This window comes from Vreelandella sp. EE27 (assembly GCF_968206495.1).
Map to the genome: position 1 here is coordinate 3,093,136 of NZ_OZ309109.1, position 21,858 is coordinate 3,114,993.

General features: G+C 56.4%; 18 protein-coding genes and 1 pseudogene. 2 read left to right on the forward strand and 17 right to left on the reverse strand.

Translation table 11 applies throughout. The features are described 5' to 3' along the window. Positions 1-37: 37 nt before the first annotated feature. The 3 genes from eutC to ACWHVV_RS14470 all read right to left on the reverse strand — a co-directional run bounded on the left by eutC (position 38) and on the right by ACWHVV_RS14470 (position 5,296). Positions 38-895: an ethanolamine ammonia-lyase subunit EutC gene (eutC, locus tag ACWHVV_RS14460; RefSeq protein WP_447926855.1), complete on the reverse strand. Its 858-nt coding sequence runs from the start codon at positions 893-895 to the stop codon at positions 38-40. Beyond that, a complete protein-coding gene (locus ACWHVV_RS14465) occupies positions 885-2,300 on the reverse strand; it encodes an ethanolamine ammonia-lyase subunit EutB (RefSeq protein ID WP_447926856.1) in 1,416 nt (471 codons plus the stop codon). The genes eutC and ACWHVV_RS14465 overlap by 11 nt, the downstream gene beginning before the upstream one ends. Before the next feature lie 179 nt (positions 2,301-2,479). Further along, positions 2,480-5,296 (reverse strand): bifunctional diguanylate cyclase/phosphodiesterase, encoded by a 2,817-nt coding sequence (locus ACWHVV_RS14470; protein ID WP_447926857.1) that lies wholly within the window; start codon positions 5,294-5,296, stop codon positions 2,480-2,482. A gap of 253 nt (positions 5,297-5,549) precedes the next feature. Between ACWHVV_RS14470 and ACWHVV_RS14475 the strand changes: the two are divergent. Together ACWHVV_RS14475 and ACWHVV_RS14480 are read left to right on the forward strand one after the other, a co-directional pair. Beyond that, positions 5,550-5,663, forward strand: a pseudogene (locus ACWHVV_RS14475) (GTP-binding protein); the annotation flags it as partial. Positions 5,664-6,061: 398 nt separating this feature from the next. Continuing rightward, entirely contained in the window at positions 6,062-7,177 is a 1,116-nt protein-coding gene (locus tag ACWHVV_RS14480; protein ID WP_447926858.1) for a metallophosphoesterase, read from the forward strand. Positions 7,178-7,530: 353 nt separating this feature from the next. Here ACWHVV_RS14480 and ACWHVV_RS14485 read toward each other — a convergent pair whose 3' ends face one another. From ACWHVV_RS14485 to ACWHVV_RS14550, 14 genes are all read right to left on the reverse strand, one after another. Beyond that, on the reverse strand, positions 7,531-8,013 hold the full coding sequence (locus ACWHVV_RS14485) for a hypothetical protein (protein ID WP_447926859.1): 483 nt from the start codon (positions 8,011-8,013) through the stop codon (positions 7,531-7,533). Positions 8,014-8,084: 71 nt separating this feature from the next. Next, positions 8,085-8,492, reverse strand: coding sequence for a hypothetical protein (locus ACWHVV_RS14490; RefSeq protein ID WP_447926860.1), 408 nt, complete (start codon positions 8,490-8,492; stop codon positions 8,085-8,087). A 10-nt stretch (positions 8,493-8,502) separates the two neighbouring features. Then, the gene (locus ACWHVV_RS14495; RefSeq protein ID WP_447926861.1) at positions 8,503-9,897 is read right to left on the reverse strand and encodes a hypothetical protein; all 1,395 of its coding nucleotides are present in this window, start codon (positions 9,895-9,897) and stop codon (positions 8,503-8,505) included. Continuing rightward, complete coding sequence (locus ACWHVV_RS14500; protein ID WP_447926862.1) at positions 9,860-10,972, reverse strand: hypothetical protein; 1,113 nt, start codon at positions 10,970-10,972, stop codon at positions 9,860-9,862. Before ACWHVV_RS14500 ends, ACWHVV_RS14495 begins: the two co-directional genes overlap by 38 nt. A gap of 29 nt (positions 10,973-11,001) precedes the next feature. Beyond that, complete coding sequence (locus ACWHVV_RS14505) at positions 11,002-11,853, reverse strand: hypothetical protein (protein ID WP_447926863.1); 852 nt, start codon at positions 11,851-11,853, stop codon at positions 11,002-11,004. 521 nt (positions 11,854-12,374) lie between these two features. Next, positions 12,375-13,487, reverse strand: a complete 1,113-nt coding sequence (locus ACWHVV_RS14510) for a hypothetical protein (RefSeq protein WP_447926864.1) — start codon at positions 13,485-13,487, stop codon at positions 12,375-12,377. 29 nt (positions 13,488-13,516) lie between these two features. Next, entirely contained in the window at positions 13,517-14,878 is a 1,362-nt protein-coding gene (locus tag ACWHVV_RS14515) for a hypothetical protein (RefSeq protein ID WP_447926865.1), read from the reverse strand. Between the two features lie 72 nt (positions 14,879-14,950). Next, positions 14,951-15,316, reverse strand: a complete 366-nt coding sequence (locus tag ACWHVV_RS14520) for a hypothetical protein (protein ID WP_447926866.1) — start codon at positions 15,314-15,316, stop codon at positions 14,951-14,953. 246 nt (positions 15,317-15,562) lie between these two features. Next, entirely contained in the window at positions 15,563-15,964 is a 402-nt protein-coding gene (locus ACWHVV_RS14525; protein WP_447926867.1) for a hypothetical protein, read from the reverse strand. A gap of 75 nt (positions 15,965-16,039) precedes the next feature. After that, positions 16,040-17,170 (reverse strand): hypothetical protein, encoded by a 1,131-nt coding sequence (locus ACWHVV_RS14530; RefSeq protein ID WP_447926868.1) that lies wholly within the window; start codon positions 17,168-17,170, stop codon positions 16,040-16,042. 42 nt (positions 17,171-17,212) lie between these two features. Beyond that, positions 17,213-18,325 carry a hypothetical protein gene (locus ACWHVV_RS14535; RefSeq protein ID WP_447926869.1) on the reverse strand — a complete coding sequence of 371 codons (1,113 nt, stop codon included), beginning with the start codon at positions 18,323-18,325 and terminating at the stop codon, positions 17,213-17,215. A gap of 29 nt (positions 18,326-18,354) precedes the next feature. Beyond that, a complete protein-coding gene (locus ACWHVV_RS14540; RefSeq protein WP_447926870.1) occupies positions 18,355-19,716 on the reverse strand; it encodes a hypothetical protein in 1,362 nt (453 codons plus the stop codon). A gap of 72 nt (positions 19,717-19,788) precedes the next feature. Further along, positions 19,789-20,781 carry a hypothetical protein gene (locus ACWHVV_RS14545; RefSeq protein ID WP_447926871.1) on the reverse strand — a complete coding sequence of 331 codons (993 nt, stop codon included), beginning with the start codon at positions 20,779-20,781 and terminating at the stop codon, positions 19,789-19,791. Next, positions 20,774-21,616 carry a hypothetical protein gene (locus tag ACWHVV_RS14550; protein ID WP_447926872.1) on the reverse strand — a complete coding sequence of 281 codons (843 nt, stop codon included), beginning with the start codon at positions 21,614-21,616 and terminating at the stop codon, positions 20,774-20,776. The genes ACWHVV_RS14545 and ACWHVV_RS14550 overlap by 8 nt, the downstream gene beginning before the upstream one ends. Positions 21,617-21,858 lie beyond the last annotated feature (242 nt).

Consider the following 21,858-nt stretch of genomic DNA (forward strand, 5'->3'; position numbering starts at 1 on the left):
GCTTGTTAGCCTAGGCGATATGCCGGATAAAAAACAGTCAGTCGGCCACCAGAAAGTTACGTGTCGATCCGATGCCCTCGACCACGTCGTCTTCGCTGCGATCCTTGAGCTTGACGCCGGAAAGCTTACGCTCGCGCGCCTCCTTCAATAGCAGCAACAGCTTGCGGGCAGCGCTTTGCATATCGAGCCCTGCCGGGCGCACGTTGGAGATGCAGTTGCGCCGGTCATCCTTGAGGCCCACTTCCGGCGCCCAGGTCATGTAGAGGCCCAGGCTATCCGGCGAGCTAAGCCCCGGGCGCTCGCCAATCATGACCAGCACGGCATCGGCGTTCAAAAGCGCGCCGACCTCGTCGCCAATGGCGACCCGCCCCTGCTCGACGATGCTAAGCGGCGCGAGGGTCCAATCGAGCGCGTCTTCCTCGAACGCCTGGTAGAGCGCTTGTAAAAACGGCGCGCTGTTTTGCTGCACGGCCAGCGCCGAGAGACCATCGACGACCACCACGGCCAGGTCGGCGCGCTCGGTGGTGGCGTGCTCCTTGAGCCGCCCGTGGGAGTCGTCGTCGAGCCGGCGGCCGTAGTCCGGGCGCTGTAGATACGTGGCCCGGTCCTCGGCGTGACTGTGCAGCGCTATCGGGGCGGTTTCGAGGGCGAGCGCCTCGGTCAATGTCTCGCTCAGGGCCTCTAGCGCTAGCGGGCAGTGCACCGCGTCCTGAGCCTGGGCGTGGGCCAGCTGGAATTCCAACAGCTTGCTGGTGGGCAGGCTCACCCCGGCCCGGCCCAAACCAATGCGCGCGTCGGTAAAGGCGCGCAGCGTCTGCCAGGGGTTTTCGACGACGACCGGCTCGTGGCGGTGTGGGCTGTCGGTGGGCGTTCCAGGCGTTGGTTTAGTGTTCATGGCGGGCCTTCCCGGGTAGATGGCGCAGGCTATTGGCAAAGGCGGCGGGCAGGCCCTCGCTCAGCCGGTGGGCGTCGATATCGCTGAAAATCTGCATGCGCGAAAGCCACTGTTCGAACTCCGGCGCGGCCTTGAGCCCGAGCGCCCGGCGGGCGTAGAGCGCATCGTGAAACGAGGTGGTCTGATAGTTGAGCATGATGTCATCAGAGCCTGGAATGCCCATCACGAAATTACACCCGGCGACGCCCAGAAGCGTGAGCAGGTTGTCCATGTCGTTCTGGTCGGCCTGGGCGTGGTTGGTGTAGCAGACGTCGCACCCCATAGGGACACCCAAAAGCTTGCCGCAGAAATGATCCTCGAGCCCGGCGCGGGTGATCTCTTTACCATCGAAGAGATACTCCGGGCCGATGAAGCCGACCACAGTATTGACCAGCAGCGGGCTGAACTTGCGCGCCACACCGTAGGCGCGCGCTTCGCAGGTTTGCTGATCCAGCCCATGGTGGGCGTCGGCGGAGAGCGAGCTGCCCTGGCCGGTCTCGAAGTACATGACGTTGCGCCCCACCGTGCCACGATTGAGCGACTGCGCCGCGGCTTCTGCCTCGGCAAGCGTTGCCAGATCGAAGCCGAAACTGCGATTGGTGGCTTCGGTGCCGCCGATGGACTGAAAGACCAGGTCCACCGGGGCGTTTTGCTCGATCGCTTCCAGCGTATTGGTCACGTGGGTCAGCACGCAGGACTGGGTGGGAATCTCGTACTTCTGAATCACCTCGTCCATCAGGCGCATCAGCTTCACGCTTTGGGCGACGTTGTCGGTGGCCGGGTTGATGCCGATCACCGCGTCGCCACTGCCGTATAAAAGCCCGTCCAGAATACTCGCCGCGATACCGGTTACGTCGTCGGTCGGGTGGTTGGGCTGAAGCCGCGTGGAAAGCCGCCCGGGTAGCCCCAGGGTGTTGCGAAACGCGGTACTCACATGACACTTCTTGCCCACCAAAATCAAATCCTGGTTGCGCATCAGCTTGCTCACCGCGGCGGCCATTTCCGGCGTGATCCCGGCGCGCACACGCTCCAGCACCTCGGGGGTGGCCTGGTCCGACAACAGCCAGTTGCGAAAATCGCCCACGGTCAAATGCTTGATGGGCGCAAAGGCGCTGACGTCGTGGTCGTCAATGATCAGCCGGGTGATTTCGTCGTCTTCATAAGCAATCAACGCCTCACTCAAAAACGTGGTGAGCGGAAGCTCCGCCAGGACCATCTGGGCGACCACGCGCTCCTCGGCGCTTTGTGCCATCACACCGGCCAGCCGGTCGCCGGCGCGCGCCGGGGTGGCCTTCGCCATCAGCTCGGCAAGGCTTTTAAAGCGGTAGCAGCGGCTACCCACTTGGGTGTGGTAGTTCCCGGCCATGGGGAGTCTCCTTCGCGCTCGTGGGTCCTCGACACCTGGCACGCAACGACCAGCGGCCAGCATCGGAACCGTTTATTGGCTTTTCTCCACCTTAGCGCTAACCGCCCGCTTCGCCTATCAAGTTTCGGCAAATCCGGCGCCCTTCCCTGCGCCACGCGGCGAACCGGCGACGACCCAATTCACGCCTGGCCCCCGAGCCAACGACGGGCGAAATCCTCCGGGGGCAACGGCTGGTCGAAGTAGTAGCCCTGGCCCTGGATACAGCCCATGTCGATCAGCGGCTTGATCTGCGGCGGGCTCTCGATCCCTTCGGCGATCGTCTCCAGACCCAGGGTGTGGGCCATGGCGATAATGGTGGCAACGATCATTCGGTCGTTTTCGCTGGTGAGCATGTCGCGGATGAACGAAATATCGATCTTGATCTTGTCCACGGCGAAGCGTTTCAAATAGGCAAGCGACGAGTAGCCGGTGCCGAAGTCGTCGATGGCCAGGCCCATGCCCTGCTCCTTGAAGTGGCGGGTCATCGCAACGGCCTCTTCGGGGTTGATCATGATGCCGCTTTCGGTCAGCTCCAGGCTCAGCGCGGACGGGGCGATCTGGTAGGTGCTGCAGTTTTCGAGCAGCGCATCGGCCAGGTCGCTGTCGTCGAACTGATCCGCCGCTATGTTGATCGCCAACTGCCCGCGAAACGTGAGCCCCTGCGCCTTCCAGTGGGCAAGATGCTGGCAGGCTTTTTCGATCACGCAACGGCCCAGCGCTATCATCATGCCGCGCTCTTCGGCCAGCGGAATGAAAACCCCCGGCGAGATGCTGCCAAGCACGTCATCCTGCCAGCGGCATAGCGCCTCGGCACCGATCAACTCGCCGGTTTGCATATCCACCTGCGGCTGAAAGTGCAGGCTCAGGGTTTTATCGGCGATCGCGGCGCTCAACCGTTTGGCCATGTCCAGTTTTTCGCGCATGACCTGCTCCATCCAGGGCTCGAAAAGGCGCGTATTGACTGGCTGCCGCTTGGCCTGGTACATGGCGGTATCGGCGTACTTCAGAAGGCCCTGCGCGCTCGTCGCCTGCTCCGGAAACAGCGATATACCCACGCTTGCGCTGAGCTCCGCCGAGTGCTGTTCGACGACGATCGGGACTTCGAGCGCCTTTTGAAGCGATGCGGCAACGTCGTGAGCCGCCTGCTGGCCGGTGTCACGGCAGATGACGACGAACTCGTCGCTGCCCAGCCGCGCCAGGTAGTGTTGATCGCCGAGCACCGCCGCGAAACGCTGGGCCACTTCGCTGAGCACCATATCGCCCCCGTGGTGGCCAGCCGTGTCGTTCACCTCCTTAAAATGATCGAGCCCCAATAGCAGCAGCGCCAGCGGCCGAGGCGGCCTGGCCACAACGTACTGGGACAGCTGGCGAATGAAATCGGCGCGGTTGGGTAGCTGCGTGCCTTCATCCCGGTAGGCCAGCTCGCGGATACGGCTCTCGTCTTGCTGACGGGAGAGCTCCGAGGCGACCCGGGCGGCAAATATCTGCAGTACTTCTCGGGCAATGTGGGTGTGCGTCAGCGCCTGCTCGTACATGACACCGACGATACCGATCGGCTTGCCCTGGGCGTCATCCAGGCGGTGGCCGATATAGCCATTCACCCAATCGAGCGCGCCGTTGGCCTCGCGGGGCATGCGCACCGAAGCGCCTTCCAGCACGATACACTCGCGGTTCGCAATGACGTCCTCACACGGCACCCCCGTCAGGCGATAGCGAAGCCCGGGCTGCTCCTCGCCGTTGACGTGAATCGATACCATCGTGGCGATATCGGGGTCCTCTTTGTCCAGCGTGGCGATAAACCCGACCTCTGCCGAGAGCGCGGTCGCCATGTGCACGGTCAGTTGCGACAAAAAGGCCTTGCCGTGGCCGGCGGACACCGCGGTGGCCACGTGGGTCACCACATGCTGAATGCTCTGCTCGTTTTGGCGGCGCAGAAAATTGTCCAGCCCGAACGCGATATCGTTGGCCAGGTCGCCGAGGATCTTGAGCTCTTTTTCGGAAATGGCCGCGTCCTGGGCGTGGTAGCAACTCAGCACGCCCAGCGGAACATCGCGAAACATCAGAGGCAGCGCAATAAACGCTTTGACGCCGAGGGCCAGCAGCGCCTCCTTGAGATTCTCGTTGACCCCGCCGGTGTTCGTAAGCTCACTCACCACCAGGGGGTGGCCCTGCTCGAACGCTTTTTGGGTGACGACGCGGCTATAGCGTTTGATCATGAGTTGGCGTGGGCTGCACCAGGCGACTTCCTCGCCATCCCGGTCCGCCATGGCCGTGACGCTCAGCGAATCCGCGCGCTGCGTGGCGTCGGGCCGGCTGACCCAGGCCGCGGCATAGCCACCGGTGCCCACGGCCACATCGCAACAGCCTTGCATCAAGGCGGCCTCGGTTGGGGCATTGAACACCGCCTCGCCGCCTTCGCTTAAAAGCTGAAGCGCCCGGCGCTGGCGGTCGATATGCACTTTCGCGCTGGCCCCCGCCAATTGGCGCGAGAGCTCGACCCCCGCCAGGGAAGCCGCAATCCGCAGCGTATCGATGGCGAAATCCGGCAGGGACAAGGGTGAGGAGTGAATGAGCGCTACGACGCCGAGCCAGTTGGCGTCGGCATCCAGCATGGGCACACCCAAAAAGCCTTCGGCCGAGAGCGCCGCAAGATGCGGATCATCAGGAAACTGCTCACAGACACCTTGGCTTACCATGAATTCGCAACGGCGATTGATTTGGGCGCACACGGCCCCTTTGATCGAGTACGGTGCTTCACTTATCCACTGCCCATTCGAGTAAAACGCCAGCGGCGATACGAAGCTCCCATGGGCATCGATACGGGCGATAAACACGTGATCGACATCGAGCAGCGACGCTAATGAAAACGTAAGGTGTTGAAAAAATTCTTCCCGGCCACTGCTGATTAAACTTCTTGATAACTGCTTTAAAACATCCGGTGCAGAGTCAGGAAACATGATATGAAGCGCCTTCAAATTGATCAGTTAACGGCATTTAAGCCCATGCCTTAAAACAACATTGTTCGCCTGCTCTATTTCGTCAATGTCGCGCCCCCTGAACGGCGGGTCTTGGGTAACAGTGTAACAACTCCCCTAATGTATCGGATTCCCCGCCGTTCAAATACCGCCCACCGTCGGATCGCCGCTACTCGGGTTTTGAGGTTTGGACGGTGATGCCGCTTGGCCAATGCCAAACTCGGTGCAGCAGGTCGTCGGTTGGAACCGGGCGCAAGAGCGGCTCGTGGAAATGAGCAACGGCTGCATCTGCTGCACGCTGCGTGAAGACCTTCTTTTAGAGGTCGGCCGACTCGCTAAAGAGGAGCGCATGCGCGCCGCCTTCGAGACGTGCCTTTTATCGGAAGACGAACGTCTCGCGGGCGTCGAGGCCTGGACAACATTGCCGGGCCCTTTTCCCTACCTGGGAGTGAAAATATCCCACCTACCACGGAGAGGCTCACGCCTCTTTGTTCGCTTATAATCCCACCACGGCGGGCCTTCCCGGGTACGCTATCCCCTCAAACGCCTGGCGCCGTGGGTTTTGCGGAAGTGACCAACGCCGACATTGCGCGTGATATCGTTGTCGTATTTCCATCCTGGCGGGTGATGGCCAATGAGCTGGCCTACGGCGCTAACCGGCCAAGGGGCACGGCGCCTGGCGGCTTTTCCAGCTCAGCCCTTCTCCTGGACCGTGCCTTGCGTTCCTTTACCCAACGAGAGCCTTCGATGTTTCATTTTGCCGTTTCGCTGCCCTGCCTGATCGTAATCATTCGCTTCATTGCACCCCTTGGCTGGCCGCTGTGGGTCAAGCTGGCACTGAGCGTGTTACTGCTGGCGGTGTCGCAGCATCACCTGTTGACCCAACTAGCCTTCGGCAGCATGTTTTCACCGGAAGTGCCGCGCGCGGTCGTACTGGCCGTCAATACGCTGTTCGGCGCCATGATTTTTCTGGCGCTGATGCTGCTGGTCACCGACGCCGTTACCGCGCTGCTGGCGCTGGCTAAAGGACACCTGCTCGCTATCCCCGCCGCGCTTCGCTATACGCTGGCCGTCCTCGCCCTTGGCATTGCCGCGTTCGGCGTTAGCCAGGCGGCAAGGGTGCCGCCGCTCAAGGATGTCGAGATCGCGATCCCCGGGCTGCCCGAGGCCTTCGAGGGTTACCAGATCGCTCACCTGACCGATCTACACATCAGCCGGCTGTTCGAGCGGCCCTGGGTTGAGGAAGTAGTGGCGCAGACCAACGCGCTGGGCGCCGATGTCGTTTTGATTACCGGGGATTTGATCGATGGCCAGCTGGCGGCGCGCCGCGACGATGTCGCCCCGCTCGCCGGGCTTTCGGCGCCGGACGGGGTGATCGTAAGCCCGGGGAACCACGAATACTATTTCGGCGTCGAGCAGTGGCTTTCGCACTATCAGACGCTGGGTATGCAGATACTCGCCAACCAGCACACCGTTATCGAACGCGACGGGGCCGCACTGGTGATAGCGGGGGTGACGGACGCCGCCGCCACCGGGCGCGGGCGCCCGGGGCCGGATTTAGCCCAGTCGCTGGAAGGAGCCCCACCGGAGGCGGCGGTGATTTTGCTCGACCACCAGCCGCGCAACGCCGCCAGGGCCGCCGCGCAGGGCGTCGACCTACAGCTCTCAGGGCACACGCACGGCGGCATGATTGTGGGGCTCGATCGGATCGTCGCCCGCGCCAACAACGGCTTCGTATCCGGGCGTTATGAGGTCGATGGCATGACGCTTTATCTGAATAACGGCACCGCGCTGTGGCCGGGTTTCGCCCTGCGTTTGGGCAAACCTTCCGAGCTTACGCGGATTACGCTGCGCCAGGAGTAAGCCAGACTTTTTGTACGCGCAAAGGGGATACTTTTTCGTCGAACACAGTCGATCGCATCCATTGCGCTTCAAGCGATCACGAGCAACCATCAACGGCGCTTCTTCCCTCAAGTCCAGCCCGACGTCGAGGCAACAGCGCTAGAGACGGGGTCTTTATCTCCTTGGCGCTCGATAAAGGAGACACCATGATCAAGACACAAGGAATACTCCCGGTCGCAAGAACCGGGATAGACCCGCCAACATAGCCCAAATCGACCCGTTATATCTTCGACGTGCGTATTGAGAGCCATCTTTGTCTTATCGCTTGCCAGCGCCCGAGCCTTTGACTCATAAATTTTTCAAGGCACTACCATTTAGCCGTAAAGTCGCTCGAGTTCTTCAAACAACCCTTCGAGCCCCTGACGCTGCTCAGCATGCGCTTCAGGGTATTCACTCTTCGGAGTAAATGCATTTTCTACCATTTCATCCCATTCCAGAACACGCTCAATGGTGGCTTTCCAGATAGCCGGTTCGCCGCCCAGGTATTCATTGATCTGTTCCCCAACCACTGAGTGAAGAGAAGCAAACAGCGCAGGGTCACCTGAGGGCGGTAAATCGGGACGAGCGGTTAGGTGAATTCGATACCTGAGCTGGCCTGCATAGCACCAGAAAGCGGCCTCTTCTTTATCGCCCCTGGAGAAGAGTTCAGCGGCATACTGGTAATATTCAGCCGGGTGTGAGCTTGATGCATCGCCAGGGGCAAACGTTGTGTCGGTGACAGTATCCGAGAAAACGGGGGGTGATAAGAAGGCCATAGTGATGACCATTAAAAAGCAAAGCGTTGTAATTCGTTTCATTTTATCCGTGCCCTTTTTGTAAATTTCAAGATAGATCCCATTACGCTCAACCTGGCGGCCTATTGGTGCTATTACCTATCGGCACGCCGAGGCAACAACGCCAGAAAGAGCGGCTGTATCTCCCTGGCGTTCGATGAAGAAGAGAACATGATCAGAACGCAAGGCAGGATCACGGCCACCAGCGCAGGCATGGGCACCACGTTAAAGAAATAGCCGATCGCGACCGCGAAACTGGCCAGACCTGCAAGCGTGACCCAGATGGATCCCTTGCCTGTGGTTTTTTCAATGCTCTCGACATGCTCCTCGAATGCCGCCTTCTGTTCTTCATTGAGGGGCAATTCCGCATGGCACTTGGGACACACCACTGGTTTGCCTTCCTGTAGTGCTTTGGTCTGTTTCCAGTTGGCCGGCCATTTATGATGGCACCCCTGGCACGTTAGAACGGCAAGGGTACCCATTGGCCACTTCTTTTCTGTCATGACACGATCCTTACTGATGGTAATCCGAAACTGGCTGGGCGTTGCTTCTGAAGGGAAACGATGGGTAGGCCTTTTGGCGGGCCGCGGGCACCGCGACGCCAAAGTGTTGGGCGATATCGCCCATTTCGATGAATTTCTCGCCACGCAAGTAAGCTGCCCGTAATAGCTCGCTTAGCTCGGTGACTTCTTTCGACGGGGTAGCCCACCGGGACTTCGGCAAGGGTTTCGACCACTCGGCCAGCCAGTCATGGGGCACGGCTTTCGGCAGAATGTGTTTCATGCGGTATTCGGTGTACCAGTGGGCAAAGCGGGCGTGTTCCCACAGCCGTTTGCGACGGAAGCGCCGCCAGCGGGCGGGGTCATTGGTGCGTTCGCACTCGGCCTTTTCACGGGCCACGTAGGCGTCGTACCACTCGACGCCCCACTCACGGGCGGCAGGTGTGATGGCCTCGGTACCTTCTTCCATAAAGCGGCGGATGTACTCCCACTGGGACAACGCACCGGGCAGGCCACCCACGTTGACGATGATGCCCGCCCCGGGCAGTGTATAGCCCGGCCGCTCTGGATCCGGAGGTAGCAGCGCAAAATTCCAACCGAAGCCGGTGACGGCTCCTGGTCCCAGGTTAGGATTGAAGCCACATACCGCGACGACATCTTCCAAAGGCACCAATACCGTGCGCCGTTCACGTTTGAAAAGCCGACAGAGGGCGTCATAAACAGGCGGATAAACGAAGAAAAAGGCCATGGCACCGATATGCAGTAACGTCAAACCAATAGGGAAACTTTCCCGAGCACTGCGCAGCCATTCGCCAATTTCAATGACTCCCATTCCTCCTGGTGCCGCTGCAGCTACGCCAGCCGCAGACGTTAACCACAAATTTTGAGGTGCGGGAAGCCAGAAGCGCCCCGGGGGATCCACTACAAAGGCAACTTCACGACGCTGACGGTTTAAACGAATAGGAGGAATGCGTTTGAGTAATGTATTGATCCAGATAATGCTTAAAATGAACACAAATAAAAAACCGAAATACAGCCCCCCCCACCAGAATGCCAGTACTTGGCTATAAGCCGTGTTTTTTATCACTGCCATACAAAACACCACTAAAAAAAAGCCGTTCATAAACACAGTCCCGACGCTTAACATATGTCCTGCCGTCATCATGCTGTCGGGACTTGCGCCCTGACGAATATCCATATTGACATCATCGTGGTGTACATCGATATGGGCTACATCTACCGCATGCTCGCTATCTACAGGCAGCGGTAAGGGGCTTAAACAGTATTGCTCGCCCCCGGCGCGGCTTTCGTGCTCGCCGGCGCGCATGGGGGGCACAGCAGAGCGAATATTCGTCTTGAACATAGTGACCTTATGCGGTGATACGCTGGCGTCGATAAGCTTCGGCAAACACCATTTCAATCGGCAAGGCCGGGTCTTGCTCGCGAATACGCTTGACCTCTTTGGACAATCTCACCAACTCATCGCTTGGTTTGGCCCACTGTTCTTCGGGCAACGGTTTCGACCATTCAATCATCTCAGGCGGCAGCAGGTTAGGGCGTGCCTTACTCAAGCGGCGGTTGTCCCATTCGGTCAAATAGCCCGGCAGATTCCAAAGCTGAATAATATCCATCGCGTACCAGGCGCCCCAGTAGAGCCAGCCGATCTCGCCGGTGGCGCGGCGTTCATTCATTCGCCGGCGCGCCCGGCGCAGGGTATGTACGCCTTCCCAGGGGGGATCGTTTTCTTCGCGCGCGGTTAGCGGGTCCTGTATTTCGGCATGGGTGTTCACCTCATACTCCATATAGGCACGTATAGCTTCCCATTGGCTGATCGCCAGCGGTTTGGCGAAGGTCATGAACTCGATTTTTAGCCAATGCCCCGTTTCAGGATGCGCGTAGCCCATGCCTACGCCAAACTGTTGCTGCACGCCGTACTGAGTGACGCCGCGTGCCTCGACCACCCAGGCCATGAGGGACTCCCAGGGCACGATGACTGTTTCTTGTGTTTCTTCTACTACGAAACAGACTTCGCGACGCTGGCGGTGAAAGCGAACGGGTGGCGTATTGCGTATGCTTTTAAGCGCTGTCCAGTGGCCTGAATACATTATTAAAAAAACTGCGCCTCCTCCCGCTAAACCTACCCAAAATCCATATGTATAGTTACCTAAAATAAAATCAAATGAAGCGTCAGGTAGCAGCAGCCAAAAAACAGTTGGGAAAACGAACGAAGATAATAAAAATAATCCAAAAGCCGCCCCGGTAAGCAGCTGCCAACCAAAAACATCCATGTATCCCCCGCCAACGTCCAGCCATACCTCGTTGAGGCTACTAATTGAACCATTTAAATCCAGCGCCTGATGGCTAGTGGGCAACGGTTTGGGGGAAAGATAGGTAATACGCCCCCCTGGGAGGGGTTGAGTCTCTCCTGCCTGATGAGGTTGATGAGTATCTGGCTGTGGCAGATCCGGTGCCTTTAAACTCATTGTTTATATCCTGGTTTTCCGCCATGTCTTTATTTTTTCTGTCCTGGTCCAGCCAATCTCTTCATACCGCCTGCCTCGCGCCCAAACAAAAACGTGGGATAAGGGTCTCGACGAGGCGTTTCGGGCGTGATGTTAAAACGCTTTTCGATATCGCCCAACTCACTGAACGTCTCGCCGCGCTGATAAGCGGCGTGCAAGTGCTCGCTAAGTGTCTTAAGCGCCGCCGATGGCTGGACCCACTGGGGTTCGGGTAAGGGTTTTGACCACTCGGCCAGCCAGTCATGGGGCACGGCTTTCGGCAGAATATGCTTCATGCGGTATTCGGTGTACCAGTGGGCAAAGCGGGCGTGCTCCCACAGCCGCTTACGACGGAAGCGCCGCCAGCGGGCCTTGTCATTGGTGCGTTCGCACTCGGCCTTTTCACGGGCCACGTAGGCGTCGTACCACTCGACGCCCCACTCACGGGCGGCAGGTGTGATGGCCTCGGTACCTTCTTCCATAAAGCGGCGGATGTACTCCCACTGGGACAGCGCCCCCGGTAGCCCGCCCACGCTAACGATGATGCCCGCCCCCGGTAGCGTATAGCCGGGGCGCTCCGGGTCCGGGGGTAGCAGGGCAAAGTTCCAGCCAAAGCCGGTGATGGCCCCTGGCCCCAGGCTCGGGTTAAATCCACACACCGCTACCACGTCTTCCCAGGACACCAATACCGTACGGCGCTCGCGCTTGCAGAGTCGGCAGATGAAATCGTAAAGGGGAGGATAAACGAAGAAAAAGGTAAACCCGCCGACATGCATCAGCATAAAGCCGAAGGGAAAACTCTCACGAGCACCGCGCAGCCACTCACCTATTTCAATGAGGCCCATGAAGCCAGAAATATTCACAGCAAAGCTAGCCGCCGACGCTAGCCAAAGATTGTGAGGGGCGGGCAGCCAGAAACGACCTGGTGGATCGACCACAAAGGCTATTTCTCGACGTTGGCGGTTCAAACGGATGGGCGGCATACGCTTAAATAGCGTATTGAGCCAAAGAATCGCAAGGGTAAAGACAAATAGAAAACCTGTATACAGCCCCCCACCCCATACTGCAAATGCTAACTCTTGCATCGTATTTTTCATAAGAGTAGCCAAAACAAGTATCAAGCAAAAACCACTCATAAATAGCGTTAAACCACTTAGCATATGTCCCGCCGTCATCATGCTATCCGGGCTGGCACCTTGGCGAATATCCATGGTGGCGTCATCGTGGCGCACGTCGATATGCGCCACATCCACGGCGTATTCGCTATTCACCGGTAGCGGCAAGGGGCTGAGGCAGTACTGCTCCCCCCCTGCGCGGCTTTCCCGTTCACCCGCGCGCATGGGGGGGCAGCGTAGAGCGAATATTCGTCTTGAACATAGTGACCTTATGCGGTGATATCCTGGCGTCGATAAGCGTCGGCGAACACCATTTCAATCGGCAAGGCCGGGTCTTGCTCGCGAATACGCTTGACCTCTTTGGACAATCTTACCAATTCATCGCTCGGTTTGGCCCACTGTTCTTCGCCAAGAGGTTGTGACCACCGTGTCATTTTGGTTGGCAGCACATTGGGCCGCGTTTTTATTAGCCGTTTGTTTTCTCTTTCGGTCAAATAACCCGGCAAGTTCCAGAGCTGAATGATGTCAATAAGGTACCAGCAGCTCCAATACAACCAGCCGATTTCGCCCTCAGCTCGGCGCTGGTTAATACCACGGCGGGCATTGTGCAGGGAGTGTACGCCTTCCCAGGGGGGATCATTCTCGCCCCTGATAACGTTAGGGTCTTGTATATCAGCCAGTGAATTAACCTCGTATTCCATATAGGCACGGATCGCCTCCCAATGGCTGATGGCCAGAGGCTTTGCAAAGGCCATAAATTCAAGCTTTAGCCATTGGCCTGTCTCTGGGTGCGCGTAGCCAAATCCCATGCCGAACTGCTGCTGAACGCCGTACTGGGTAACGCCCCGGGCTTCTACCACCCACGCCATCAGGGATTCCCAAGGCACTATTACCGTTTTGCGTGTACCTTCTAATACAAAGCAAACTTCCCGACGTTGGCGATGAAAACGTACCGGAGGAGTATGCCGCAAACGGCTAAGAGCAATGCAGTGCCCTAGATACATCAGCAGAAAGACGGCCCCTCCCCCACCGAGGCCTACCCAAATACCAAATTTGGCTAACCATAAAATAAAATCAAATGGTGCATCAGGCATCATCAACCAAGCTAGGCTGGGCCCAAACAGAGCTGAAAAGAGAAACAAACCAAACGTTACGCCAGTAAGCAGTTGCCAGCCAAAAACGTCGGAATACCCCCCACCAACGTCCAGCCATACCTCGTTGAGGGTGCTAATCGTACCGTTTAAATCCAGCGCCTGATGGCTAGTGGGCAACGGTTTGGGGGAAAGATAGGTAATACGCCCCCCAGGGAGGGGTTGAGTCTCTCCTGCCTGATGAGGCTGATGAGTATCTGGCTGTGGCAGCTCCGGTGCCTTTAAACTCATTGTTTATATCCTGATTTTCCGCCATGCCTTTATTTGTTCTGTCCTGGTCCAGCCAATCTCTTCATATCGCCTGCCTCGCGCCCGAAAGGAAACGTGGGATAAGACGTTTGCTGAGGCACTTCAGACGTTATGCCAAAGCGTTTTTCGATATCGCCCATCGTGCTGAACGTTTCGCCACGCCGGTAGGCGGCGCGTACGATGGTGCTGAGCTGGACCTGAGACGCCGAGGGGGTGGCCCGCTCTTCGGGCGGCAGGGGTTTGGACCATTCAGCAAGCCAGCCCTTGGGCACCGCCTGGGGCAGAATATGCTGCTCGCGATAGTCGGCATACCAGTGCGCAAAGCGGGCGAGCTCCCACCGTTTGCCGCGCCGAAAACGTCGCCACTTTTTCGGCTCGTTGGTACGCTCGAAATACCCCCTGGCCTCGGTCATCTCATTGTTGTACTTCTCCATCCAGGATTTGTCACTTTGGGCAGAGATGGAGCTGGGACCTTCTTCCATAAAGCAGCGTATATATTCCCATTGCGCCAACGCCCCCGGATAGCCGCCTACCCCGCACGAGATCCCGCCGCCGGGCAGCGCATAGCCTGGGCGCTCGGGGTCGGGGGCCAGAAGCTCAAACTCCCAGCCAACGCCGGAGATGCCATAGGGCGATAGGTGTTGGCTGACCCCTGCCAGCGCCACCACGTCTTCCCAAGGAACGATGACCGTACGACGCTCGCGTTTGCAAAAGCGCGATACCGTGTCGTAAATGAAAGGGTAAACAAACATTAACGCGACTGTCGTTATATGGATTAGCACAAACCCGATAGGAAAGTGCTCGGTTCTGCCGTAAAACCAGTCATGAATCTCAAAAAGGGCTACGCCCACGCTGAAGGCGGAAAGAAACGAAACCACTGACCACCACACCACATTTTCCGGTGCTGGCATCCAAAAACGCCCCTTGGGCGCCACGACAAACGCCACTTCTCGGCGGTGGCGATTCAAGCGTACCGGCGGCGTCCTTCTAAGAGCGGTGTTCATGAAAGGGATGGCAAAATTACCCATCACCAATAAAATTATATACGAGAGTAAAAATATAAATAAAAATATCGTTATATAGCCCCCCCCTCTCATCGCAGCAACCCATAACCCGAACAGAGACACGAAAATCACAAAAACGCCCCCACCTGTCACACAGGTCCCAGCCATCATGGTTGCTTCCGGGTTTGACCCTGGGCGGAGATCCATCACGGCATCGTCGTGGTACACATCGACTTTGGTTACGTCGTGGGCAAGCTCACTATCGGTGGGCAGGGGGAGCGGGCTCAGACAATACTGCACGCTGCCGCCTTGTCTTGCCCACTGGCCCGCGCGCAGCGGCGCGGGGCTGGTTGATTTATATTGTTTCAATCAGGGTCTCCTGAGAATGAGAAGAAGGTTTCCTGAGCCATCGATAGCTCGTCATCACCTTATGGCGGCCTACTACCGGCGAATATTGCGGCGATACTTCTCTTCCTGGATCTGCTTCACCTCAGCTTCACTCATATCCCGCCAGTAGCGAGGGTTGCGGCCCTTGCGCTCATCCACTTCCGCCGTTTTAGGGTCGTTGGGTCGATGAATTTCCAGCGCGGGCACATCCGGCAAAGGCTGGGAGACATCCATATAGCGCTGGATAAACTGCCACGCGGCAATCATTTCGCCACGCATATTGCCGGGTGGAAATTGCGCATCCAGCTTCTGGCGAACACCCGTCCCGGGGTGGAAAAGCTGCAGTGAATAGGTCGAACTGCCCTGGGTATCCGGCGAACTCGCGAGGTAGGCATCAAACTCATAGAAAGGGGCCGACACGCGTTCTTCCCAGGCTTTTTTAGGGAGCGCGCGGGGTATTCAGTGTACCAGTGAGCAAAGCGGGCGTGCTCCCACAGCCGCTTGCACCGGAAACAACGCCAGCGGGCAGGGTCGTTGGTGCGCTCGCACTGGGCCATTGCGCCAAGCAGGCCGCCCTACTGACGATGATACCTGCCCCTGGCAGTGTGAAGCCTGGCCACCAGGATCTTATGGTAGCGGCACAAAGTTCCAGCGTTGGCATATCTGTTATGAGGCTTGATTCAAGCCAATCGTCAGGTCAGGTTGATTATCAAACAGCATCTTCAACAGAGAGAAAACAACCAGTCCGACCGGCATATAAAGCATAAAACCGAGCCCGCCGAAATAAAGGGAGACGATAAGCCCTCCTATAGTGTAGGGCACCATAAAGACGAACATTGCTTTACCGAATCGCTCTTTCTTCTTCATTAAAGCTGCCAGAAGGCCCTCTTCTTCTGCTCCAATCAGCAGCTCGCTTTCACAGTTTGGGCAAGTGGTCGTTTTGGATTCTAAAAGATTAGTGATCCATTGCGATTCCTCACTGAAGCAAGAAGCACATGAGGGGCACTTAAAATCAATATTTTCGATTAAGACTTTTTCCTGTTGATCACTTACTACTTTTTCACTCACTTCTTTACTCTCCACTACTGGTTTATTGATATAGCGTTATGGAACTCGCTGACTGTAGTGTTAGCTACCATTGCCTCATGTTATGGGCAACGTTTCGTTTGCATAAACCTCGGCAAAGATAGCGGTAATAGGCCGATTCGGCTGCCGGTCATGGCGCTGTTTGACTTCTTTTGATAGCCGCGTTAGCTCTTCACTGGGCTTGGCCCACTGCTCTTCAGGCAGAGGTTGTGACCACTCATCAAGGCTCGTCGGTAGTGTCTTCTGACCTGCCTTCTGGATGGTGCGGATTTCCCATTCCGCAAGGTGAAAAGGTATCGTCCATAGGTCGATAATGTGCCACAGGTACCACATGGTGACCGTGAACAGGCCTATTTCGCCCTCGCGGTAGCGGCGGTGCAATCGGTGCCGGGCATTGTGGAAGGTGTGCACGCCCTCGTAGGGCGGATCGCCGGGGCGACGCAGTCCTTGTGGGTCTTGGAGCTCTTCGCGGGTGTTGACCTCGTATTCCATATAAGCCCGCACGGCTTCCCAAAGCCCCAACGCCAAGGGCATGCCCGGCTGTGATAATTCAAGAAAGTGCTGTTGTCCGGTTTCAGGCTCGATAAAGCCTATCCCCAAGCCATACTGGCGCTGTACACCGTATTGCGTTACCCCCTGCGCCTGCGTCACCCAGGCCGCCACGCTTTCCCAGGGTACAATGATGGGTGGCTTGCCATCCCCCGGCGCGAAGGCGACCTCGCGGCGTTGGCGATGAAAGCGAGTGGGGACAGCTTCTCGGAACTTGAAGTGGTAGTGGGCTTTAATGGACAAGGCCAAGGCAAGAGTCAGCCCACCTCCCCATGCTCCCATTGGGAATCCCGCTTCAAAGAAAAACATTTTAAATTCATTGGAGAACGAATATTCAGAATTCGACGTTATGATGACCGCAGAAAACGTTGGAAATACTAAAACCATTATCAAAAATCCAATAAAGGGTATCCCTAATGTGAACTGCCAAGTAAAAGGGGTGGGAAGGCTTCCCCCAAAGTCCAAGCAGGTATCATTTAACTCTCCAATCGCCTGATTGAAATCCAAGGGGGCCGCCCCTGTGGGCAAGGGGGCTGGCGACAGGTAAATAACCTTGCCACCTGGAAATGACTCAACATCTCCAGCCCGGTGGGGCTGGAGGATATCCGGGCGCGGCGTTGGGTTTTGTTTGGCCGACATAGGGCTGCCTTACATGAAAGATATATACTTGGGTAGCCGTTGTCAGGCCTCTATACCTAGATGACGATACGCCTCCGCGAAAACTTCTTCGATGGGCCGCTGTGGGTTGGCGTTACGAATCCGCCTGGCTTCTTCAGAAAGCCTTACCAACTCGTCGCTTGGCTTGGCCCACTGCTCTTCGGGCAGTGGTTTTGACCATTCGATCATCTCAGGCGGCAGCAGGTTAGGGCGCGCCTTGCTCAAGCGGCGGTTGTCCCACTCGGTCAAATAGCCCGGCAGATTCCAAAGCTGAATAATATCCATTGCGTACCAGGCGCCCCAGTAGAGCCAGCCGATCTCGCCGCTGGCACGGCGTTCATTCATTCGCTGGCGCGCCCGGCGCTGGGTATGTACGCCTTCCCAGGGGGGATCGTTTTCTTCGCGCGCGGTTAGCGGGTCCTGTATTTCGGCATGAGCGTTAACCTCATACTCCATGTAGGCACGCACAGCTTCCCATTGGCTGATCGCCAGCGGTTTGGCGACGGTCATGAACTCGATTTTTAGCCAATGCCCCGTTTCAGGATGCGCGTAGCCCATGCCCACACCAAACTGTTGCTGTACACCGTACTGAGTAACGCCGCGCGCCTCGACTACCCAGGCCATGAGGGACTCCCAGGGCACAATGACTGTTTCTTTTGTTTCTTCTACTACAAAGCAGACTTCGCGACGTTGGCGGTGCAAGCGAACGGGTGGCGTATTGCGTAAAAGCCTCAACGCCGAACTATGCCCCCAGAACATGGCCAAGGAACCGATTCCCCCCACCGTGATTCCAACCCAAAATCCAAATTTATAGTTACCTAAAATAAAATCAAATGAGGCCTCAGGTAGCAGCAGCCAAAAAATAGTTGGGAAAACTAACGAGGATAATAAAAAAAAACCAAAAGTCGCCCCGGTCAGTAGCTGCCAACCAAAAACATCCATGTATCCACCGCCTACATCCAGGCACGTCTCATTAAGGCTACTAATCGAACCATTTAAATCCAGCGCCTGATGGCCAGTGGGCAACGGTTTGGGAGAAAGATAGGTAATACGCCCCCCAGGGAGGGATTGGGTCTCTCCTGCCTGATGAGGTTGATTAGTATCTGGCTGTGGCAGATCCGGTGCCTTTAAACTCATTGTTCATATCCTGATTTTCCGCCATACCTTTATTTGTTCTGTCCTGGTCCAGCCAATCTCTTCATATCGCCTGCCTCGCGCCCGAAAGGAAACGTGGGATAAGGCGTTTGCTGAGGCACTTCAGACGTTATACCAAAGCGTTTTTCGATATCGCCCATCGTGCTGAACGTTTCGCCACGCCGGTAGGCGGCGCGTACGATGGTGCTGAGCTGGACCTGAGACGCCGAGGGGGTGGCCCGCTCTTCGGGCGGCAGGGGTTTGGACCATTCGGCAAGCCAGCCCCTGGGTACCGCCTGGGGCAGAATATGCTGCTCGCGATAGTCGGCATACCAGTGCGCAAAGCGGGCGAGCTCCCACCGTTTGCCGCGCCGAAAACGTCGCCACTTTTTCGGCTCGTTGGTACGCTCGAAATACGCCTTGGCCTGCGTCATCTCGTCGTTGTATTTTTCCGTCCAGGATTTGTCACTTCGGGCAGAGATGGAGCTGGGCCCCTCCTCCATAAAGCAACGTATATATTCCCACTGCGCCAACGCCCCCGGATAGCCGCCTACCCCGCACGAGATCCCGCCACCGGGCAGCGCATAGCCCGGGCGCTCGGGGTCGGGGGCCAGAAGCTCAAACTCCCAGCCAATGCCGGAGATACCATAGGCTGATAGATGTTGGCTGACCCCTGCCAGCGCCACCACGTCTTCCCAGGGAACAATGACCGTGCGGCGCTCGCGTTTGCACCAACGCGATACCGTGTCGTAAATGAAAGGGTAAACGAACATTAGCGCGACTATCGTTATATGTAGCAGCACCAGCCCAATAGGGAATTGTTCGGTTCTGCCATAGACCCATTTCTCAATCTCGATAATGGCTATTCCCACGCTAATGGCGGAAAGGATCGTAAATACGGACCACCACACCAAATTTTCCGGTGCTGGCATCCAAAAACGCCCCCTGGGCGCCACGACAAACGCCACTTCTCGGCGGTGGCGATTCAAGCGTACCGGCGGCGTTCTTCTAAGAGCGGTGTTCATGAAAGGGATAGCAAAATTACCTACTAACAAAAGAACCATATACGGGAGTAAAAATATGACTAAAAACACCGCTATATAGCTCCCCCCCTTCATCGCAGCAACCCATAACCCGAACAGAGACACGAAAATCATAACAATGCCCCCGCCTGTCACAAAAGTCCCAGCCATCATGGTTGCTTCCGGGCTTGACCCTGGGCGAAGATCCATCACGGCATCGTCGTGGTACACATCGACTTTGGTTACGTCGTGGGCAAGCTCACTATCGGTGGGCAGGGGTAGCGGGCTCAAGCAATACTGCACACTGCCGCCTTGTCGTGCCCACTGGCCCGCGCGCAGCGACGCGGGGCTGGTTGATTTATGTTGTTTCAATCAGGGTCTCCTGAGAATGAGAAGAAGGTTTCCTGAGCTATTGATAGCTCGTCATCACCTTATGGCGGCCTACTACCGGCGAATATTGCGGCGATACTTCTCTTCCTGGATCTGCTTCACCTCAGCTTCACTCATATCCCGCCAGTAGCGAGGGTTGCGGCCCTTGCGCTCATCCACTTCCGCCGTTTTAGGGTCGTTGGGTCGATGAATTTCCAGCGCAGGCACATCCGGCAAAGGCTGGGAGACATCCATATAGCGCTGGATAAACTGCCACGCGGCAATTATTTCGCCACGCATATTGCCGGGTGGAAATTGCGCATCCAGCGCCTGGCGAACACCCGCCTCGGGGTGGAAAAGCTGTAGCGAATAGGTCGAGCTGCCTTGAGTATCCGGTGAGCTGGTAAGATAGGCATCAAACTCGTAGAACGGTGCCGACACGCGCTCCTCCCAGGCTTTTTTGGGGCTATACACCGTAAACAGGCCGGTTTGACGGTTGAGCTGCCAGATAGGCGCCTTGCGCATATTGTAAAAGAATCGGGGGAATTTTTTTTCAATAAAGCGGCCTCCTTTCCAAACAATTAGCGACACTAAAAATGAAGGAGCGCAGAGGACACCTAAAGAATTTGCCCCATTTAAAACGTCCTTCCACCCCCAATCGTCGAAAGGAAAGTGAAAAATAGAAAGCAAAAAGAAGAGCAAATAAACTCCTGGAAAAAAATATGCCCCTCCTTTACCAAAGGCCATGCCGACAAAAAAAACCTGCGACATAAAACTATAATTGGGCGGCATAATAGAGCAGTGATTATAGATCACACGCATCACGTCAAAAATACTGTCGCCCGGTTTAACACGACTAGTTTTCTGTTCAGACCAGTTTTCCGAGACTATAATATTTATGTAACCATACTCTTCACTGTTAGCGTTATCCTGCGTGCGTTTGTACCAACTAAGTTCCGTTCCAGTGATATGCGTACGGTCGGCGTTGGATTGATCCCACTCAATACGTTTCTTGGGATCATAGGCCGTATTGGCATACACATTATCAGTAGCTTCAGAGTTAGACATACATCGACTCCGTTTTCCAAAAGTCTTTGTCCAGCGACTCTCTATTAAACACCTTATTCAAATCACTTGGCATTTCATCCAATGGTTCAGGGGCCGGGTAGAACTCGTCAACCTCAAACGGCACATGCACACTTTTACGAAACTGGACACTCACTTCCAGTCCATAACGTATAAAAGCAAGACCACTTAGATGATTCTCTGGAGTATGTATACAATAATTAACTTTATTAGCGAATAACTGGGTAAGCGCAGGAATAATATTTACGGGGCGGGTATTACTCCCGAGATTCGCATCACTCACGTGAGATTCGAACAAGCCTATCACTACCACATCCTGCAATTCACTCCCCATGCCTGGTAAGGCGCTTTGCACCTCGATGACGGTGTTGACACTACTTGCTTGGAGCTGCCTCTGCCAAAGTTCACCCATTAAAATTGATGATGGATTGGGTCTGTTATGGGTCACAGCTACATTAGCACTTAAAGCAGCTTGCTCTTGTGTGGTAAGGCGACGTGCGGTGATAGAAATATTGGCCAGCAAACTTTGAAGCCGATAGTAAGCCTCGTCAGGCTCCAGCAGCCAAGGGGCTGCCCCACGCTGCATGCCAAAGGGCCCGTTTTTGAGCCACTGCACAAAGGGGCCATCCGTTAATAGAGTGCCTATCGCGGCACCACCTACCAGCAGAGCAAGCCCAACCCAGCCCACCGGGCTGGAAAAAGCAAGCACAGTAAGTACGGCGCCTACCGCGGCAAAACCAAAAGCGATGGCGGCATCATTATTGCCACATTGATGACGCTCAACTGCCTCCAAGAACGTTGTTACTGCGGCGAGCACACCAGCTCCTTTGAAAGCCACTCTAGTCACTCGAACCAGTTTGGGGAAAAATCACGTTATCATATTAGTTTGACCATACTAACCTGAATCTATCGCCAAGCGCCCAAAATCCCTCTCGGCCGATCTCCGAGATACTAGCAGTATCCCCCGCTAGAGAAGCAGGAAAGGAGATTTGTAGCCACTAGCCATATGGAGTCTAGGCGACTACCGGCGCTGGCCACGCTTTTCTAACATATTCTCCA

What these genes read in the sequence shown, in the direction of transcription:
- eutC (WP_447926855.1), bottom strand. Translation starts at nt 895, where the DNA reads ATGAACACTAAACCAACGCCTGGAACGCCCACCGACAGCCCACACCGC.
- ACWHVV_RS14465 (WP_447926856.1), bottom strand. Translation starts at nt 2,300, where the DNA reads ATGGCCGGGAACTACCACACCCAAGTGGGTAGCCGCTGCTACCGCTTT.
- ACWHVV_RS14470 (WP_447926857.1), bottom strand. Translation starts at nt 5,296, where the DNA reads ATGTTTCCTGACTCTGCACCGGATGTTTTAAAGCAGTTATCAAGAAGT.
- ACWHVV_RS14480 (WP_447926858.1), top strand. Translation starts at nt 6,062, where the DNA reads ATGTTTCATTTTGCCGTTTCGCTGCCCTGCCTGATCGTAATCATTCGC.
- ACWHVV_RS14485 (WP_447926859.1), bottom strand. Translation starts at nt 8,013, where the DNA reads ATGAAACGAATTACAACGCTTTGCTTTTTAATGGTCATCACTATGGCC.
- ACWHVV_RS14490 (WP_447926860.1), bottom strand. Translation starts at nt 8,492, where the DNA reads ATGACAGAAAAGAAGTGGCCAATGGGTACCCTTGCCGTTCTAACGTGC.
- ACWHVV_RS14500 (WP_447926862.1), bottom strand. Translation starts at nt 10,972, where the DNA reads ATGAGTTTAAAGGCACCGGATCTGCCACAGCCAGATACTCATCAACCT.
- ACWHVV_RS14510 (WP_447926864.1), bottom strand. Translation starts at nt 13,487, where the DNA reads ATGAGTTTAAAGGCACCGGAGCTGCCACAGCCAGATACTCATCAGCCT.
- ACWHVV_RS14530 (WP_447926868.1), bottom strand. Translation starts at nt 17,170, where the DNA reads ATGTCGGCCAAACAAAACCCAACGCCGCGCCCGGATATCCTCCAGCCC.
- ACWHVV_RS14535 (WP_447926869.1), bottom strand. Translation starts at nt 18,325, where the DNA reads ATGAGTTTAAAGGCACCGGATCTGCCACAGCCAGATACTAATCAACCT.
- ACWHVV_RS14545 (WP_447926871.1), bottom strand. Translation starts at nt 20,781, where the DNA reads ATGTCTAACTCTGAAGCTACTGATAATGTGTATGCCAATACGGCCTAT.